A 20,062-nucleotide genomic window follows, 5' to 3' on the forward strand; every position below is an offset into this window, starting at 1 on the left:
CCCAACAGGGGCGTGAATAAAAATCGATGATGGTAACCATATCAGCACCTCGTCATTCGAGCAACGAAGCAGCCGTTAGCTAAGGCTAAAGCTCGTGCACTATATCCGACGCTAATACCTCACCGAGCGCTTGCGCTAGTATGGTGTTGTTTAAGCGCCTGCGCTATTCTTAAGCCAAGCGACGATTCCGTCTCAATCTCGCCATCAACAACAATAATAAAAGCTTTTGAGAGAAACATATGCGTGCCTCATCGTTCACCACACTTCGATCATTGAATTATATTAAGCAGCTTGGGGCATCAGCACTCCGACCATCACTGCTCGCCTTTGGCGCAATTGTCATCAGTGGCTGCGCTTCCTCTCAAAATAGTTGGCGCGGCGTCGATAACAATCACTTTGAGGCCGCTCAAATACCGAGCAACCAAGACACATCGGTCATTATGCCGCCCAACACTGAACTGGCAAATTCAGCACAAGCACAAGTCTACCCGGCACAAGCCGTGCTACCCGCGACGCGCATAGACGCGAAGTCGCAAACCGCGCAGCCGCCAATGAACTTAGATACATTAGCCAGCGGCGACATCGTACTCCGCTTCGTGGCCACGCCGGTGCGCGACGTGGTACAAATTATTCTCGGGGACAATTTAGGCCAATCTTTCGAAATCGATGACGCCGTTCAAGGCGCAATTAGCTTGGATAAACAAACCGGCTTTCAGCAACAAGACCTGATTCCAGTGCTAGAAACACTGCTTGCAAGCATTGACGCACAACTTGTAAAAACCAACGGCACTTATAGAGTAACAACGGGGAGCCAGATTGCGCTACCGCACCAACTAAGTAATCTGCAACTGATTCCACTACGACATATCGATGCGAGCGAATTCATAAAAGTATCGGCCAACTTAGGGGCGAGTATCACCGCGCTTCCCAAAGGTAATTTGATAGCCGTCAGTGGTAGCGATCAGCAAATTGAGCAAGCTCGACGCCTAGCTAAAAGCATTGACTTAAATTGGTTAAAAGGTGTTTCGATAGGAATCTATCCAATTCACCACACCAATGCCGACACGCTGCGCCAAGAAATTGTTGGCATGTTTGGACAAGAAATAGACGCCGACACGTCAGGCGCATTAAGACTGGTGACCATCGAACGCAGCAACTCCTTGCTAGTGGTAGCGCGACACGCAGACACCATACAAACGGTCGGAGATTGGATTCAACGCCTCGATCAAGTAAGCCATAACGGTAATGGGCGCTTCTTTATTTATCGCGTTCAAAATGGTCGAGCAAAGGACTTAGCGGAGCTATTGAGTCAAATGTTTACTGGCACCGCTAGCCAACCAACAGATGATCGCCGAAACGATACTGAACTCAATGACAATAACCACAGCCCTGACCCCAGCAATCGTTTCAATGTTATTGCCGATGAAAGCACCAACAGCATTATTGTCTCTGGCGGTCCACAATACTATCAAGCGGTACGGCAAGCTATGGAGCAATTAGATAGCACACCAATGCAAGTCCTGGTAGAAGCGCGCATTATGGAACTAACGCTGAGCGATGACCTCGAGTACGGCTTGGAATGGTTCCTCAACGGGTCACGAGCGTCTAGCAATACCTCTGCCTCTCTGGATTTTGGGCGAGCAGGTATTAACGCAACACAGCCTGGTTTCAGCTACCTCATTGAGCGCGCTGGACAAGTGCGCGCAGCCTTAAATGGTTTGGCCGACGACTCACGTTTAAAAGTATTATCGTCACCGTCACTCATGGTGCTCAATAACCGCACCGCTAGCATTCTAGTCGGTGATGAAATCCCGGTCCCTACCCGTCAAGTGGTCAGCAATATTTCTCCCGAAGCACCAACCGTAAACGAAATAGAGTATCGCAATACTGGCATTCTATTGACCGTCACACCACGAGTAAATTCGAGCGGCATGGTAACTATGGATATTAGCCAGGAAGTAAGTAGCGTGGTCAATAATACCGTGTCGGACATTGATGCCCCAACCATTCAGCAGCGCCGAGTGAATAGCACGGTATCGATCCGTAGCGGTCAAACTGTGGTGCTAGGTGGGCTAATTCGAGAACAAGATTCCAGCGGCGAATCTGGCGTACCATTTCTAAAAGACATACCTGGGCTCGGCAAGCTTTTCAGCACCACACACAATTCAGCGCAGCGCACCGAACTAGTAGTATTGATTACGCCTCAAGTTATCGTCAGCGCCGCAGACGCATCCTCAGTTACTGAAGAGTTTCGTCAAAAGTTGATCGGCCTAAAACCACTTCCACTTGACCGCTTATAAACCACAAAATCACGTAAAAGCGCCCATCAATGCTGAGCTGGGGCCAATCCGAGGTAATAGTTAAATAGCCATTAAACGGCGTTAAAGATCAATTACCGTTTCGCCTTTTGCCAGCTCAATATGTTGATCGTCAGTGCAATGCTGCTTTAACATTTCATCGATTTCCACTTTCTCTTGCCAAGATCGGCTCGGATCGTGATGCCCTATGTAAGTGCGCCGAATGTTGCACGCTTGGGCCATTTCGACCACATCTTCGATGCAACTGTGTCCCCAGTCACGACGAGCAGTTCCTATGCCGCTGTCTAGGCTCTTGTCGCCATCATATTCGGCCCGTAAAAATTGACCATCCCGGTACACCACATCAGCATCCTTAGCAAATTCACGCAAACGTCGCTCAGCGTCGACACTCTCTACTTGTGGCGGATATTCTGGGTTGGGGCCATGCCGTAATTCATGATCGGTGCAGTAAACAAACACCTTACCGTTGTGCTCAATACGATACGCGAGGCACGGATCAGGATGAAACACTTCAAACGCTTGTATCTTGGTTTTACCAATCCACACCGGCTGATTCCAATCGTGGATGTGTTGTGCGACCGAATCTGCCTCGCTCGCGCCAAGCTCATCACTACTTTTGTTTGACTTGTCTTTGCTTAGATCGCGCAGCTCAGTCGCTTCAAAATCGGCCGGCATTAGTTCATAGGTTAATGGCGTCTGTCGACCAGGTTCACTCTTATCAACTTTATGCGAGAACACTCCAAGATAATGATCCAGTGCATTCAAATATGAAGCGTTGCCATACACATGAATATGGTTGGCTGGATTGAAACACACATCCGCTTGATCAAAACCTTCGGTGTGATCAAAGTGAGCATGCGTCCCAAAGATCGTCAATGACCGTGATGCTTGGCTTGACCACTTTAATTCTAAGTCTTGCGCACATAATCGAAAGCCACTACCGCAGTCAAATACAATGTCATAGCCGTCCGAAGTTTCTAAGCGAAAACACGAGGTCCAGCCACCATAACTTGGTGCCTCAGGTGGCGCAATTTTCTCCCACAACGATTTTATTCGCTCAGGAGCAATCGACTCAGCCGAAAGAATTTCCGCCAAAGCGAGAGCTTCAGCTGTGGAACCAGCCTCAGAACCATTACCTGCCACATTGTTCTGATTGGACTCTGCAGTGCTTTGCGTTTTCAATAATGCAAAAACTCGCTCGAGTAACTCGACCTCAGTGCGCTCGCGCATCAGGTGCCGCTCGGCCCTGCGCGGATACACGGACCCACTTCCTTGCACACCATAGAAATGAATTCTTAGGTTGTTAATATCGCCCGCCATAGCCCGCTCATTGAAATTCTTTATCGACTTATATCTTATCCGTTCGCCACTGACAACAGCATCTCACTCAAACACAGCATTGAACGAACAAATTCACATCCACAAAGCTTGGTTTACGCGGTATATTGGGATCACAATAACAACAATAAATATCAAAATGTTTCGAAAAAGTGGTGGACGAATTTTAGTGGGGTTAGCATTAACCTGCGTATTTTTGGCTTGGGAACGAAATATGATTGAGCTGCCGATCATCGATCGGCTAGAACTCATTGCCTACGATACTAGATTAGCAGCTACGGTGCCGAACGAAGACGTGGATCCTCGCATCGTCATCATCGATATCGACGAAGAGAGCCTAGTAGCCGAAGGACACTGGCCGTGGAATCGCGTAAAGCTCGCCCAGCTAGTCGAAACCTTATTCGATGTGTATCAAATCGACCTACTTGGATTTGACGTGGTATTCGCTGAACGTGATTCCTCTGAAGAAATGGAGCTACTTGAGTCCTTGGCTATGGAAACCGAGGACACCGAGTTCCTAACACGTTTTCAAGACTACAAACCTTATATCAACCCTGATCAAGCATTTGCTCGTGCACTGAATGGCCGACAAGTCATCATGGGCTATTACTTTGACAAGAGTTCTGTACGCTCAACTCGCACTGGCGCCCTAGTTGATCCGCTGTTTGCTAAGGGCACGCCCTATTATGAGATGCTAACGCTACAGCAAAAAGCTATTGGCGCTGATGGTGCCGAGAAACTAGTTGATGCCAATGTAACCAGCTACACCGCCAACGTCCCAGAATTACAAGAGAATGCCTTAGGCGGAGGTTTCTATTCCATTCCATCACAAGATAGAGACGGAATCTTACGACGCATCCAGCTATTGGAGAAATTTGACGGCGGAATTTACGAATCACTGTCGCTAGCGCTGGCTCGCCACTACATGGTCAGTGAAGTCGAATTGATCACCGCGTTCGATGAACGTAACCAGGAAGTCGTCGAAGGTTTGGATATTGGAACTGGGCGCATCCCGATCGATGCACAAGGCACCAGCTATATTCCCTACAGCGGTCGGGCCTATTCATTTCGCTACGTGTCAGCCACCGACATTTTGAACCAAACTGTGGAGAACCCCGAAGATCTGCAGTTTGTTATCGGCATATTAGGCACTACCGCAGCAGGCTTGGTCGATCTGCGTAATACACCATTACAACAAAATAATTACCCTGGTGTTGAAGTCCACGCCGCAACCATAGCCGGCCTGCTGGATGATAATTTCCGCTCGCGTCCTTATTATGCGGCAACCGCTGAATTTCTTAGCATTCTCGTGCTGGGACTGCTGCTGTCAATCGCCTTACCTGCCTCCGGCGCAACGGTTCAAACACTATTATGGCTTGGCTCATCAACGGCGGTAATCGCCGGTAATATGTATCTCTGGACTGCTGAAAATACCATCTTGGCAATCGCGCCAATGCTGATGCTGGCAACCAGCTTATACATGGTGAACATGGCCTATGGCTACTTTTTTGAGTCTCGTAACAAAGCCAAGTTAAGCGGTCTATTTGGACAATATATTCCTCCCGAGCTAGTCGATGAAATGTCTAAGAACCCAGATTCTTATGACCTTGAAGCGAAAAAAGCCGAACTTTCAGTACTCTTTACCGATGTGCGGGGGTTCACCACCATTGCCGAAGGTCTGGATCCCAAATCACTATCGCAGTTGATGAACGAATTGCTCAGCCCCATGACCAGAATCGTGCATGACAATAAGGGCACCATCGATAAATACATGGGCGATGCAATGATGGCATTTTGGGGCGCGCCAATAGAAAACCCAGATCACGCCAGTGCCGCCGTATCGTCCGGCTTAAAAATGCTAGATGAACTAGAAGAGTTGAATCGTCATTTCGCTGAACGTCAGTGGCCTGAAGTTAAAATCGGAATCGGTGTTAATACTGGCGACATGAACGTCGGTAACATGGGTTCGGAGTTTCGCATGGCCTATACGGTTCTCGGCGATGCTGTGAATCTTGGTGCACGAGTCGAGGGGCTAACCAAGAACTATGGAGTACTCTTTATTGTTACCGAATCCACTGCCGCCGCCGCTCCCGAATTTGAGTACCGTCGGCTGGATATTGTGCGTGTGAAAGGCAAAGCGGAACCGGTTACGATTTTAGAGCCAATGGGTCAGGCCGGCATGGTTTCGCAAGCGGAAATCAGCGAACGAGACCAATACCATGCAGCACTCGATGAGTATTTAAATCAACAGTTTGAATCAGCATTGAATCAATTTAGCGTACTCGCTAAAGCCGATCCAGAAAGGATGCTATACCAAATATATATCGAAAGATGCCAGCAATTAGTCAAACAACCACCTGGCGTAGATTGGGATGGTGTTGTCACTTTCACAACCAAATAAGCTTATCACAATGACAGCCGAGGCCTACTCGCAAACCAGGCCTTGGCGTGAGGTTAGCGGCACTGAAACTAAAGCCCAACAGCTCAAATTGCTGATTGAGCGGAGTGGCCGCATGCCTACAATTACTCAGCTTAGAAGTAACAAGTAAAGCCTAGGTGGCAGATGCCAACTAGGCTAGCATGGTGCGCTGGACTAGCCTGGAGTGATTAAAACGAGCCAGCTCAGTAACAAAAGCTGGCCATTGACTGTCAATTAGCCGTCCCAACCCACATTCGCTTAGCGACAGCGGTTTTCGTAATGTTTAATTTCGAGATCCTCTTCTTCACCATCCACCGGCTCAACCACGGATACCACCTCGTCACTAATGACCAGAACGTCATTGATTACGTCCTCCGGAGATGCAACGGGTTCTGGCGTTGGCTCAGGAGCCGGTTCTGGTGTTGGCTCAGGAGCCGGTTCTGGTGTTGGCTCAGGAGCCGGTTCTGGCGTTGGCGTTGGCGTTGGCGTTGGCGTTGGCGTTGGCGTTGGCGTTGGCGTTGGCGTTGGCGTTGGCGTTGGCGTTGGTGTCGGTGTCGGTGTCGGCGTTGGTGTCGGCGGTGGCGTAACACTCACGACCACATCCAAGATATTATTAACAAATTGCACATCTAGCGTATCAAACCCATTGGCAGTCTGAATAAACGGGCTATTTTGAGTAAGCGTCCCGCCCACACCCAATACCGGATGCGGTGTATTCGGGTTTGGATCATAGCCATCCAAATTTATAATATTCAAAACCACACCAGGGTTGGCAGGAGCTTGCGAGCCCGTGCCACCCAACACCAAATTTCCGCCAATATCGAGCGTATCAAAATCGCCAGGATTCGGACCAGCTAACTCAAAATTCAGAATAGAACCATCATAGAAGGTCGCATCGCCTGGAATAAATATCGCACCTGGTGAATTACCCGGTGCAAAGGTCGCGCCAAAATCAACAAACACTTCGCCCATCGTTAAAATATCGCCAGTGCCAGTGACTGATGAACCGTTACCAAAGGTCACATCAATAGGCCCGTCACCCAACAAGCTCAAAAGTCCTTGGTCAAAATGCAGCTCTCCAGCATTAGTAGTGTACGCTGTTGATTCCATCGGGAGTGCTGCTACCTCTAGGATCGCCCCGTTACCAATATTAAGCAGGCCGTCATTTTGCAACTGGCCACTTATGGCTACCACACCTTCCGGCGCAGAAACATCCAAAACCCCATTATTAACAATAACTTGGCTACTGTTGATCAAAATCGGATCAAGAATATTCAAACGTCCGTTAGAACCAATTACCAACGAGCCCGGGCCTTCATTTCCAGGCATGGCAAAACCGTCATAACCGACTATTATCTCACCGTCGGCGCCAGTCACGTCCACATCGCCCTGTACAATCAAATCCGCATCAATTTGCAGAGCGGGCCCAGATATACCAGGGCCTTGTTCTTGACCGCCGCCTTGAGCTATGTTGATCTCACCGCCATCGGTCACGGTAAATGTACCCGAATCTAACAGGACACCGGTAAACGCGTTCGGTGCAGGTGAGGTGATCGTTAAAGTGCCAATTTCGTAATTACCGGTACCTCCGAACTCACCCGCGATACCACCACCGTTGTCAATGCCCCCGTTTATAGTCAACGCATCAATTGAGGCCTGAGGTGCGTTCAAGAACAAAAAGGCATTATCGATGCGTAGTCCACCGTCAAACGTGATTGAGTTAGCCGAAAGAGTATACGGGTCCGCGCCATCCTGTACAGTCAGGCCGCCACCATTGAACTCCAAAGTCGCGGCTCGTATTTCCACGGACACTCCCTCTGAAAAACTGCTGTCGACAAGCGTAGAGCCTGATCCATCATTATCAAAATCGGAATTAAATACTAAGCCTCCCAATGGCCCACCTTCATCACCAAAGTCGATATCTTGATTGACTATGATGTTATTCGCCGCATTGAGCGTTAACGTATTACCTGAATATGAAAATAAAAACTCGTCGATCGTAATATTGCCATCTTCGTTACCGGTGCTGCCGGTATCAATCACAACGTCGGATTCATCAAGCGCGGTGCCAATAGTCTCAGGAGATATCTGCGCTCCAGAGGTAATCGCTGTAAAGGTTCCAGGAGTCGAATTATCGACTCCATCCTCAGGCTCGTCGTAAGTTATTCTTAAATCAATCGGGTCGATCAACCAAGTACCGGCCCGGCCGAAATCTGCACCAGCGTTCGGAACAGTATTAACCTCAAGCCCTAGTAACCCTGATGTTTCAATAAACCCACCGTCTCCGGCTTCGGTGCCGCCGCGCGCGCTCAATTGCCCGTTCACTCTGGCACTGTCTTCTGCAAACAGAATGATGGTACCACCGTCACCCTGAGTGTCGCCATTAGCCGCAACCACCGCATCTTCACCAAGATATACAAACTGGCTCGTACGGGTTGTGCCCCGCCCTTGCTGTTCGCCACCAATTAAAATTGTACCGCCGCCAGAGTTTGCCGAAGCATCAATGCTAGACCCAGTGTAAACTCCAACGTTATCACCAAGCAGCGAAATATCGCCCGCTTCTTGGCTATCATCAATAGGTGCAGAACTGATGTCCGCTCCCAGAATTTCAACTTGACGACCCTCTAGGTGAATATCACCGGCTGGAGCCGTTACATCTCCGCTGATGGTTAGTTGATCCGCAGCTTGTAAAAAGATACGACCATCAGCACTTTCCACCAGACTCAGATCGCCCTGATTAGTAATTCGCCCCGCGGCAATGGATAAATCACCACCACTAGCAATAATCTGCCCTAAATTTAGTACCGAGTCTTGTGGCGCCTGCACTTTAAATTCAACATTCTGCAGATCGGCAAAACTCAGAGACACTGACTGACCCGCAGCCAACATAATGTCACCGCCATCGGTTTGCAAAATACCGCTATTTTCAATCGACTTCGACACTAGCAATATGGCACCACCCGATGTTACGTGCACCAACCCTTGATTCACTAATACACCGTCGCCACCAGAGAAAGACAAATCTCCCGAGCTAAAAGAGTCATTAGAAAGCCCTAGAGTCGAGCCAACGAAGCCGGCAGTATCAATAACCGCGCCATCGCCAACCAACAAACCAGCCGGATTGATTAAGAACACCTGTCCGTTACTTTCTAAGCTTCCCAAGATTTCGCTCATCGAGCCGCCAACCACACGATTAAGTACCGCAGAGGACGCCGAGCTTTGCATAAAACGCGTAATCTCATCTTGGCTTATCGAAAAACTTTGCCAATCAATAATCGCACCATCACTATTGGTAACGTTAAGCTGATTTCCAATAGACTCGAAACTTGCGCTTCCGGCCACCACGTCGGCACCTTGCGGGTTAGCTTGTGCGATTCCACTGGAAGCAACCAGCAACGTAGCAAGTACTGTGGTTTTTAGCCTGAAGCACCCGTGAGAAAAACTTGTCTGATACATACTAGCCAACCCCTTGGTAAATAATTTTTGCTTTATGGTATTCACGCCCTACCCTCCGTACACTGAGCACTGGCCTTGCGGCGCAAAGCTCTGTGGAAAACGATCGATCTGATCTAATTCCGCATCACTCAAATCTGATAGCGCGAAATAGGGATCGCGCTCCATAATCAGCGGTACACTTGGTAGTGCACTGACCCTCTTCTGCGTAACGCCCGGCATATCCGGTGTTGCACTAGCCTGCAACACAGGCATCCCTGCATAACCCGCATTGCCGGCTTTTAACTGCACGTCAACACAATCTACTGGCTGGCTAAAGCGACACTTTCCGAGTTCGAAATCCGCTACCTGACCAGCACACTGACTAATGGCGATCGCTCCCGTAGCACAACTGCCATAGAGACCTTCTGGCAATAATTCATTAATTGAATCAGCCACCGCTTTACGCCCAGCAAAGTCATCGTCACTACCGATGGTGTAGCCAAGCTCTTGCTCATCAACCAAGCACTCATCGCCGGCACAGATGCGTGTTATAAAGTCCGTACCCCGAATGCCAATCGAGGCAATCGGTGTATCAACTTGAAACGCGTCTGGCTTGCGTTTACCAATCAATCCTGTAACGGTTCTCAACCCACCTTTGACTAGATTGATACACCCTTCTTCTTTACCCTCTTCGGTACTAAACTTACCAATCGCGATAGTGGTACCAGGCTTCAGAGTCAACTTGGTGTTATCCATCATTCGGATAACCGCGAAGCTTTTCTGTGCCGTGCTGACCATATCGCCCTCAGCCACTGCGCCACCCTTAGCCAACACACGGTCTACCTTATCGGCACCCGTTGCGGTTACCACACCTTTCGCTAGAATCACCGTGCCGGTGCTTGCAAATACGCTATCACTCGCCGTCACTAAAACTAGCAATGCTACGAGTGTTTGAATTAAATATTTCATGATCAGCCCCTAGAAACGATACGCTAAATTGAAGTGAACTTTACTGTCGCCATCACGCGAGGCTTCACTTAACTCATCTCCACTGTCGATACCATCAATCAAGTATCCGTAGCTAGCAGAGGCCGAAATTTTATCTGTTGGGTTCCAATTGAATAACACGCCAGCTGATATCACTGACTCAGATCCAAGCTCGCCTTCGATCGGCAGATTGTTTTCCACGCTGCCGTAATCGACAAACGCTACCGGTCTTAGTCCCTTAGTAATTTCCGGTGCCCAAGCTTGAAAATTCAGTTGGTAACCTTCGTCACCACGAAGCTCACGCTCCTCCATTCCCCGAATGCTATTGGTACCGCCTACTGCAAATTGTTCACCGGTAATTAGGCGATCACTACTCACACTAAACTTAGTTGCTAGACTCCATATCCAATCTGACTTTGAATACTGAACATTCACTCCTAGATCGTATTTTTGCCAATCGTCGCTCGCACCAACACGCGACAACCCATACGAACGAGCGTTATTAAACGAACCACCACTTAAGTTGCTCGACACACCCAAACTGGTTCTTACGTCAACGCCGCTCTCGCTACTCCACGCGCCAGAATAGGTAAGCGCGATTGGTCGACTGCGAACATCCTCCAATACTTGATTGCCTTGGAACTGAATATCATTATCAAATAGCTTATCGGTCAGCTGTAAAGACACGGATTGATGATAACGATCAACACTAGGTAAAGACTGGCTGTAGCCTAGGCCAAACACTTCGCCACGCCCAGCCACGTCAAACACTCCACCCACCGTGCCACTGTCAACATCGGACTCAACCGCAATTATGTTGAGAGAGCCACCCAAGCGGTAAAAAGGCATTTTATAGTTCAGTGCAAACTGCTGTACGTCGTCAATGCCCTCTGGCGAGGTAATAAAACTGATGGATGCGCTGTGGTCTCGCCCAAATAGATTGCGATGTGCCGCACTAACACCAACACGATAGTCACCTGACACTTCGGTGCCAGTATTATTTAACCATGTACTGAACAGAACCGGACTCTGATCCATAACGCTAACATTAGCGTCAATTTCATTCTCTGTTTTACCCGGCGCCAGTGTAACTCGCACTCGTTTTCCAGAGTTTTGGTTAGCTAGTCGCAACGACTGGGCAATTTGCTTCGCACTTGGAGAAGTGCCGCGCTGGAGGACCGGCAAGCTCGCTTTTACGTTCTCTGGTGAGTAATGTTTATTACCCACAACCTCGATATTGCCGATGGTGTAGCGCTTGATTAATAGATCAACAACACCGTCGGTTAATTCCTGAGGCGGAAACGAAACACGATAAAAACTAAGCCCTTTCGCCTTAATGGCTTGCTCTAAGGCATCAGCTGCATTTTCAATATCATCGATACCACGATTAGGGCCAATATACTGTTCAAATGCATCGCGAGTTTCAGCTTCACTTAACGGATTATCACCCTGTATCGAAAACGCCGACACATCGAAACTAACTCGTTCCAACAGCCCCTGAGTGAGCTGGGTAACTTCAGACTCGGCTGAAACCACAGAGCTTGCTAACAGTAGACTGCCAGACAAACTGGCCACCAATACTTTCAAACAGAACGTCGGCTTTGACGTGTCGTGAACGGCCTTACCCCGCACGTTTGATTTACCTGCGAGGCGAGAGCCGTGCATGCAGGTAACGCCCTCCCTCGAAAACGTTGTTTTCATCATAGCTGCCTTATTATTACTCTAATACTTCGTGATTTAGCGCACCCGACTTCGCTTCCAACCCGAAGTCTACGATCAGCGCTAGCATGACCGAGCCCGCACCCCAAAACCTATTAGCAACGACACCACAACGTCTCACCCGTTAATGGCAATTGTCCAATAGATTTCCCTAATAATTATGAATTGAGGATAGGCCGAACTTACGTTTAGCGCAAGTAGACAAATGGACTACTCGCTATTCGTAAAATGGATTGGCCGCGATCTTGACGCGCCACCTAACCAGAGTGAACCGCAAACCAGTGAAGTGTTGAGCGCGGAGCCCATCACGATTGAAACTGCCAAACTTTCTTGTCCAGGCTTTCTTATTCAAACTTCATTCAGCACCGCCTTAATCTCAATAATCGCAACGAAACCCAACCCACATACCTCGACGGCACTCTCACCAAGCCGTTGAAATAACTCACTATATCTAAAATTTAACTAGCTACTTTTACCTAACATATTGAACGCTTCGTCAGGAATCACATAATTCTGCTTTATCCACTGAAGGTTACCTTCAATAAAACCAACAAACTCTCGTTGCAGCACTAACTCCCAAACATTATTTGAAATTTCCTTAAGCAGCCGCATTTCCTGCTCAGCTCCGCCCCCCTCGATTTCGTTCACCTTCATATTTTTCAAGTGATAAGCGGAGCTTTTTTCCTGCACGGCCTAATACTGAAGCTTGTTCTTTGACTATCTCTAGCTCAATAGCGGAATGCAAGCGAGTGCTATTTCTCTGTAAACCGAATTTTTGCATGATTCTTCTGTAGATTTGTTGCTGTCAATACCGATTAACGATGACGAGAGGGTAAACCCCGCTCATCAAGCATACTGCACTTGAACTAATAACCAGCGATGGCCGCTGCTCTTTCTATGATGCCAGCTCAGCGATAATTGACTTTTTGGCTCGCATGAAATCTGCCGGCGAATTTAACGCATCCATCGCAATGACCTTACTCTGCTTTAGATAGGTTACGGTGAACTTACCAAGCTCAACATCACCTGAAACAATTAGGTCGTCATAGTCTTGAAAGAGTCCAGCCGTCTGTAATTTAATGTTGTACTGGTCCGACCAAAACCACGGCAGCTGATTATACGCTTCATGCTTGCCGCAGATCGACGCGGCCGCGGTCTTGGCTTGCGCCACGGCATTCGGCACCGACTCTAACCTCACTCTTCTATCATAGATGAAGTTATGGTGATTGCTGCAATCACCCACGGCATAAATATCAGGGTCCGAGGTTTGGGTAAACTCATTCACAACGATACCGTTGTCGCATTCCAAGCCTGCTTGCTCGGCTAATTCACTATTTGGAATCACACCAATTCCGATCACGGCGCAATCGAACTCTAAGCGCTCTCCGTCCGCTAATACGGCAATATTGCTATCACCAGCTTTTTCAATTCGACTCAGACCCGATTGCAAACGAATATCTACGCCATTATCGGTGTGTAGCTTTTGGTAAAACGCTGACACCACCGGACTGGTAACTCTGGCCAATACTCTATCTTGTGCTTCAAGAACGGTCACCGATGCGCAAGATTTAATCGCCGACGCGGCAATTTCTAGGCCAATGTAACCAGCACCAACAATCAATATTTTTGCATTTTCGTGAATCAGCGTGTTGATATCATCGACGTCCGCAATAGTGCGCAAATATTTTACTGACGGTAGATCTGCGCCTTCAATGGTAAGTTTGCGTGCTCGTGTCCCAGTGGCAATAATTAGCTTGTCATAGGCAATCGACTCACCATTATCGAGCGTCACGGTTTTGCTGTTGCGTTTAATTGTCTCTACTCGTCGACCTAATTTTAGCGTCACCTCGGCGTTACTGTAAAAGTCAGGATTTTTAATCGCCAACTTCTCGATACCGTGTTCACTTTTGAAATAACCCTTCGACAACGGTGGCCGTTGGTAGGGCAATTGTGTTTCATCACCGATCAATGTGATTGCGTCAGTCCAACCGTGTTTTCGCAATGAAGAAATCGCTTCCGCAGCCGCATGACTGGCGCCGATAATTACAACATTTTTCATATATTCATCACTCGTTCAAAAGATCATTATGCGTTGCGTAATCAGTTATCCAGATCCGCCAAAGTTTCTAGGTATGTGAAACCGCGCTCTTTCAAAGTTGACCGCATATTATAGAGGTCTAGGCCCAAAGTGCCGTCGGCTAGTTTCTTACGCTTCTCTTCTTCGAGCTGCTCGCGTGCAATGCCTTTGTCTAATACCATTTTGGCTTGTTTTCGCGCCACCACCACCACGCCGTCGTCGTCGGCAACGATTGCATCGCCTGGCATAATTAATTGACCAGCACACACCACCGGTACGTTAACCGCGCCAAGCGTATTTTTCACTGTACCCTTGGCCGACACGGCGCGCGACCATACCGGAAAATCCATATCTTGTAGGTCACGAATGTCGCGCACACCAGCATCAATAACCAATCCTTTCACGCCGCGCGCTTGCGCTGAGGTGGCTAACAGGTCACCAAAAAATCCATCGGTATTATCTGTAGTACACGCCACCACGAGCACATCGCCCGGCTTGCACAGCTCTATCGCCACATGCAACATCCAGTTATCACCAGGCTGAGCCAACACCGTGACGGCACTGCCGCCAATACGAGCACGCGGATAGATCGGTCGCATATACGGTTTTAGGTTACCAGTGCGACCGGCCGCTTCATGCACGGTCGACACACCTAATTTACCCAGGGCACTTGCAACATCGGCGTCAACCCGCTCTATATTTTTAACCGCGACTGTTTTCATTTTTGCTCCATCATTAATCGGTTGCGGGCAGATATACCTGCCCACGACTCAACAAGCGCGCCGTACGAACTAAGCCGGCGCTGGTTACTTTAAAAGATTGTTCAGAGCGCTCCGCATTTAACACGCAGGTAAACTCACCACTCGGATGTTCCACAGAAAGGCTAAAGGAACCGTCGGCATTTGACGCTGGGAGCGTTGCCACACCAGTAGCAACGCTCTTGGGCGCTAAGCACGCAGTCGCCACTGACACAGCACCCAACACACCGATTGCGTCATGGCATTTATACGGAATAAAAGTGCGGGTATTTACGATGCCCGACCCTTGTGGTGGCGAGATCAAACACATTTTGGGAACGGCGGCGCCATCGACATTTCCCAACCCCATCAACGGGCCAAGTTGCAGTCGAATTGATTGCAAGCGCGCCTTGAGTACTTGGTTGGCGTCCAACTCGGCAGGCGTCTCGTAGCCGCTAATGTCGAAATCTGTAGCGTTTAACAACACCACGGGCATGCCGTTATCGATACAGGTCACGTCGACACCATCAATAGTGTCTAGGGTATTGCCGGTTGGGAATAATTGGCCACAGGCGGAACCAGCAAGCTCAAAGTAGTTACAGACAATTGGTGCAGCAGTGCCGAGCACACCTGAGATTGACGCACTCCCGGTGTACTCCACACGCCGGTTCGGTGTTTGAATTATTACCTCGCATTCTTTACCGCTGTTGACCATGTAAATTCTGAGACGCGTTTCACCGTCTTGCGCTTTGAGCATGCCACTTTCGATAGCAAACGGGCCAACGCCGGCTAGAATATTGCCGCAATTTGGCGCGGTATCAACACGATTTTCACCAACAACCACCTGACAAAATAAGTAATCAAGATCACAATCAGGTTGGCTTGACACTGAGACCAACGCGGCTTTACTGGTTAACGGAGTGCCACCACCGAGCCCATCAATTTGACGCGCATCTCGCCCCAAAGCATCGAGTAAAATTTGATCTCGCCGCTCCGTGTCTGATGGCAGATCAGCGGCGTTAAAATATAACCCCTTTGAGCTACCGCCACGCAACATCATGTAGTTAATCGCTGTTTGAGTCATGTGCTGTGCGCTCACTCAAATCAAACATTGAGTCGGCTGTAGACTTTGCGGGCATTGCCTTCGAAGATCTTGTATCGGTCTTCGTCGCTTAGTTTAGTGTTGCCGTCGATATAGCGCTTGGTGTCATCAAAATAGTGTCCCGTTTCAGGGTCAATTCCACGTACCGCGCCAATCATTTCCGAGGCGAATAAAATATTGTCTACCGGAATAATATCGAGTAACAAGTCGATGCCTTTCTGGTGATATACACACGTATCGAAATAGACATTCTTCAACATGACCTCATTTAAATCACCGAGGCCTTTGTCTTGCGCTAAGCCTCGAAAGCGGCCCCAGTGATACGGAACGGCACCACCACCATGCGGAATAATAAACTTCAGGTCAGGAAAATCATCGAATAAATTGGAATACATCAACTGGTCAAATGCGGTGGTGTCTGCGCCTAAATAATGCGACCCGGTGGCACTGAAGCAATCATTGCACGATGCGCTTACATGAATCATTGCAGGCACATCCAGTTCGACCATTTTTTCGTAGAACGGATACCAAGATTTATCGTCCAAGCGCGCATCTTTCCAAAAACCGCCAGTGGTATCGGGATTCAGGTTGACGCCAATAAACCCCATTTCTTCTACGCAGCGCACCATCTCAGGAATACTCTTGCTGGGGTCGACACCGGGCGACTGCGGTAATTGTGCGACCGGCGCAAAATTGCGCGGGAATAAATCACACACACGTCGGATCAGGTCGTTCTGATGTTCTGTCCAAAAGCGGCTGGTGTGTTCATTACCAACGTGATGCGCCATCCAACTGGCGCGTGGTGAAAAGATTGTTAAATCGGTGCCGCGCGCTTGTTGCAATTTAAGTTGATTGGTTTCGATACTCTCACGCAACTCATCGTCGGTCACCGCCATTGCGCCTTTGGAACCAACGAAATTTGCGTCTTTAGCTAGCTCAGCCTTTTGCTGTTCGCGCCATTCACCAACACCTGGCGGCGTGGTGGTGTAGTGTCCGTGACAATCAATGATCATAGTGTTATCTCTGCCATTTTCAAAAGTGTGAATTAAACTACTGCCAAGCCCTAGTCAGCCCAGTACAACCGCATTGGGTTTTCGACCAATAGCTTGTGTTGCAATTCTTCGGTACGCGCTATCTGGGGGATAAAGTTAACCAACTCGCCATCGTCAGGCATATGAGTCTTCATGTTTGGATGCGGCCAATCGGTGCCCCATAGAACTCGCTCAGGAAAAGTTTCGACAATGCGCGTGGCGAACGGAACGACATCGGCATACAACGGTTCACCACTAAACGACAAGCGGTCAGGGCAACTCACCTTGGACCAAATATTATCGTTCTCACTTAATAGTTTGACGAACAAGTCGAACTCAGGACCGTTGACGTCTTTACGCACATCCGGCCGCCCCATATGGTCGACCACAACGATGGTCGGCAGTGATGCAAAGAAGTCATAATACTCCGGCAAATCTTGTGCTTCGAAATAGATCACAATATGCCAGTCTCGACTCGCCAAACGTGCGGCTATAGACCTCAATCCGTCAATCGGTAGCACGTCGACCAAGCGCTTCACAAAGTTAAACCGAACACCTCGAACACCGGCCGCATGCAAAGCATCTAATTCGGCATCTGACACTTCAGGCGTAACCGTGGCGACACCACGCGCCATACCATTGGATTGCGCCAATGCATGAAGCATGGCGCGGTTGTCAGTTCCATGGCATGTCGCTTGTACCACCACGTTGCGACTGAAACCCAAGTGGTCTCGCAAGCTGAATAATTGTTCAGCCGAGGCATCGCACGGCGTGTATTTGCGTGATGCCGCAAACGGAAATTGATCACCAGGGCCAAACACATGACAGTGCGCATCGACCGCTCCCGCAGGAGGTCGATACGTGGGTCGTACCGGATTCGGGTGCCAATCCAACCAATCCGCGTCTTTTATAAAGTCGCTCACGCTAAAAACTCCTCGGTATCAATTTCAAGTTGTGTTGGCGCCGGATAGCGAGCACCAGTGACGGTATTGTGGTTCACGATTGCATCGAGGCGCTCTAACACCGCATCATCTAGCGATAGCTGCGCAGCGGCAATATTGGACTCTAAATGTGCAACGCTGGTGGTGCCGGGTATCGGGATAATGTGCTCGCCCTGATGTAATAACCAAGCCAACGCCAATTGGTTTAGCGGTAACGACACCTCAATTGCCAAGGTGTTTAGCTGTGCAAGTAACTTAAGATTCTCTGTAAACGCGGCAGGCTGAAAGCGCGGCATACCTTTACGAATATCGCTGTCAAGCAAAGTGTTTACATCGGTGACGCCGTTCGCGAGGAAACCACGTGCGAGTGGAGAGAACGCCGTAAAAGTGATGTCTAATTCTCTACAAACATCTAAAACCGCAATCTCGGCATTGCGCGACCACAGTGAATACTCAGTTTGCAGCGCCGTAATCGGATGCACCGCATGTGCTCTTCGAATACTGTCAGCGGATGCCTCAGATAAGCCTATCGCACGAACCTTACCTGCCTGCACCATGTCGCTCATGGCGCCAACGCTATCCTCAATCGGTACCTTTGGATCAATTCGATGTAAATAGTAGAGATCGATCGCATCAGTATTTAAACGTGTTAGTGCAGCATCAATCGTGCGATGCAATGTTTCGGGGCGCCCATCTATGACGCGCTTACCGTCCACGCCGGTCATCCCACATTTTGACGCTAAATGAATTTGCGGACGTATGCCTTTAAAGGCGCGCCCTAATAAGGTTTCATTTTTTCCAAAGCCATACAATGCGGCGGTATCAAAGTGCGTGACGCCGAGCTCTAAAGCACGGTGCAATAATTCGATGGACTCAGATTCACTCGGAGGCTTACCATAGGCATGACTGAGGTTCATGCAACCTAAGCCAATAGGTGCCTGCTCGATACCACCGATTTGGCGAGTTGTATGTGCTTGTTTCATGCTGTTAGTCACGACTTAGTAATTAAGCAACTCGGTTTAACGATTGCTCTAACTCGTGCAGCGTCTGGTAGCAAGCAAACACCTTAGCAACACTTGAATTTGGCTCACGACCATCTTTGATCGCAGCAAAAAATTCGCGATCTTGCAGCTCGATTCCATTCATTGACACATCAACGTTGGTCACATCGATCACCTGCTCTTTGCCGTCAACTAGGTCGTCGTAACGCGCAATGAAGGTGCCATTGTCGCAGATGTAGCGAAAGAAGGTGCCAAGCGGACCATCGTTATTAAACGACAAAGACAAGGTGCAGATTTTTCCAGACTCCGTTTTAAGCTGTATCGACATGTCCATAGCAATGCCGAGTTCTGGATGAATAGGGCCTTGAATTGCATTCGCTACGGTAATCGCCTCGCCCGTTTGATACTGAAACAAGTCCACCGTATGCGCCGCATGATGCCACAACAAATGGTCGGTCCAAGAGCGCGCCTCGCCCAAGGCATTGATGTTCTTACGACGGAAAAAATAGGTTTGCACATCCATTTGTTGAATCGACCGCTCGCCAGATTGAATACTGTTGTGCATCCACTGGTGTGATGGATTAAAGCGGCGTGTATGACCGACCATGCATACCAAGCCTGTTGCTTTCTGCATGTCGACTACGGCTTGCGCATCAGCAAGATTGTCCGCTAAAGGAATTTCGACCTGCACATGTTTGCCGGCTTGCATGCACTGCATCGCCTGTGCGGCATGCATGCTGGTTGGGGTACACAAGATAACCGCGTCAACGTCTGGCAGCGCCAGTGACTCGGCTAAGTCTGTGGTGACATGACCAATGCCGTATTTATCCGCGGTGGCCTGAGTCGATTGCAACTCACGCCCCACCACCGACACAACCTCGACACCGTCAATATTCTGTATGCCTTCTATGTGCTTTACGCCAAACGCGCCGGCACCAGCTAATGCTACTTTCATAC

General features: G+C 49.0%; 14 protein-coding genes. 2 read left to right on the forward strand and 12 right to left on the reverse strand.

Features of this window, described 5'->3' with window-relative positions; translation table 11 throughout:
- Positions 1-239 precede the first annotated feature (239 nt).
- Entirely contained in the window at positions 240-2,300 is a 2,061-nt protein-coding gene (gene gspD / locus DFR28_RS18425; protein ID WP_113955870.1) for a type II secretion system secretin GspD, read from the forward strand.
- Between the two features lie 81 nt (positions 2,301-2,381).
- Here the strand turns inward: gspD and DFR28_RS18430 are convergent, their stop codons facing one another.
- The gene (locus tag DFR28_RS18430; protein ID WP_113955871.1) at positions 2,382-3,638 is read right to left on the reverse strand and encodes an MBL fold metallo-hydrolase; all 1,257 of its coding nucleotides are present in this window, start codon (positions 3,636-3,638) and stop codon (positions 2,382-2,384) included.
- A 157-nt stretch (positions 3,639-3,795) separates the two neighbouring features.
- Here DFR28_RS18430 and DFR28_RS18435 point away from each other — a divergent pair, with 157 nt between their 5' ends.
- Entirely contained in the window at positions 3,796-6,057 is a 2,262-nt protein-coding gene (locus tag DFR28_RS18435; protein WP_113955872.1) for a CHASE2 domain-containing protein, read from the forward strand.
- A gap of 276 nt (positions 6,058-6,333) precedes the next feature.
- On the opposite strand, the gene DFR28_RS18440 is transcribed toward DFR28_RS18435, so the two are convergent.
- The 11 genes from DFR28_RS18440 to DFR28_RS18495 all read right to left on the reverse strand — a co-directional run bounded on the left by DFR28_RS18440 (position 6,334) and on the right by DFR28_RS18495 (position 20,060).
- Positions 6,334-9,576: a two-partner secretion domain-containing protein gene (locus DFR28_RS18440; protein ID WP_147251063.1), complete on the reverse strand. Its 3,243-nt coding sequence runs from the start codon at positions 9,574-9,576 to the stop codon at positions 6,334-6,336.
- A 3-nt stretch (positions 9,577-9,579) separates the two neighbouring features.
- Positions 9,580-10,479, reverse strand: a complete 900-nt coding sequence (locus DFR28_RS18445) for a FecR family protein (protein ID WP_113955874.1) — start codon at positions 10,477-10,479, stop codon at positions 9,580-9,582.
- 9 nt (positions 10,480-10,488) lie between these two features.
- Positions 10,489-12,198, reverse strand: a complete 1,710-nt coding sequence (locus tag DFR28_RS18450) for a ShlB/FhaC/HecB family hemolysin secretion/activation protein (protein WP_170132183.1) — start codon at positions 12,196-12,198, stop codon at positions 10,489-10,491.
- Positions 12,199-12,678: 480 nt separating this feature from the next.
- Positions 12,679-12,870 (reverse strand): hypothetical protein, encoded by a 192-nt coding sequence (locus DFR28_RS18460; RefSeq protein ID WP_147251064.1) that lies wholly within the window; start codon positions 12,868-12,870, stop codon positions 12,679-12,681.
- A 241-nt stretch (positions 12,871-13,111) separates the two neighbouring features.
- Positions 13,112-14,275 (reverse strand): NAD(P)/FAD-dependent oxidoreductase, encoded by a 1,164-nt coding sequence (locus DFR28_RS18465; RefSeq protein WP_113955878.1) that lies wholly within the window; start codon positions 14,273-14,275, stop codon positions 13,112-13,114.
- A gap of 41 nt (positions 14,276-14,316) precedes the next feature.
- Positions 14,317-15,015 carry a 4-carboxy-4-hydroxy-2-oxoadipate aldolase/oxaloacetate decarboxylase gene (locus DFR28_RS18470; RefSeq protein ID WP_113955879.1) on the reverse strand — a complete coding sequence of 233 codons (699 nt, stop codon included), beginning with the start codon at positions 15,013-15,015 and terminating at the stop codon, positions 14,317-14,319.
- Positions 15,016-15,028: 13 nt separating this feature from the next.
- The gene (locus DFR28_RS18475) at positions 15,029-16,114 is read right to left on the reverse strand and encodes a 4-oxalomesaconate tautomerase (protein WP_113955880.1); all 1,086 of its coding nucleotides are present in this window, start codon (positions 16,112-16,114) and stop codon (positions 15,029-15,031) included.
- 20 nt (positions 16,115-16,134) lie between these two features.
- Positions 16,135-17,145, reverse strand: a complete 1,011-nt coding sequence (locus DFR28_RS18480) for an amidohydrolase family protein (protein WP_113955881.1) — start codon at positions 17,143-17,145, stop codon at positions 16,135-16,137.
- Positions 17,146-17,195: 50 nt separating this feature from the next.
- The gene (locus DFR28_RS18485; protein ID WP_113955882.1) at positions 17,196-18,086 is read right to left on the reverse strand and encodes an amidohydrolase family protein; all 891 of its coding nucleotides are present in this window, start codon (positions 18,084-18,086) and stop codon (positions 17,196-17,198) included.
- The gene (locus DFR28_RS18490) at positions 18,083-19,087 is read right to left on the reverse strand and encodes an aldo/keto reductase (RefSeq protein ID WP_113955883.1); all 1,005 of its coding nucleotides are present in this window, start codon (positions 19,085-19,087) and stop codon (positions 18,083-18,085) included. Before DFR28_RS18490 ends, DFR28_RS18485 begins: the two co-directional genes overlap by 4 nt.
- A gap of 22 nt (positions 19,088-19,109) precedes the next feature.
- Complete coding sequence (locus DFR28_RS18495) at positions 19,110-20,060, reverse strand: Gfo/Idh/MocA family oxidoreductase (protein ID WP_113955884.1); 951 nt, start codon at positions 20,058-20,060, stop codon at positions 19,110-19,112.
- Positions 20,061-20,062: the final 2 nt, after the last annotated feature.

This window comes from Arenicella xantha (genome assembly GCF_003315245.1).
Classification (GTDB): Bacteria; Pseudomonadota; Gammaproteobacteria; order Arenicellales; family Arenicellaceae; genus Arenicella; species Arenicella xantha.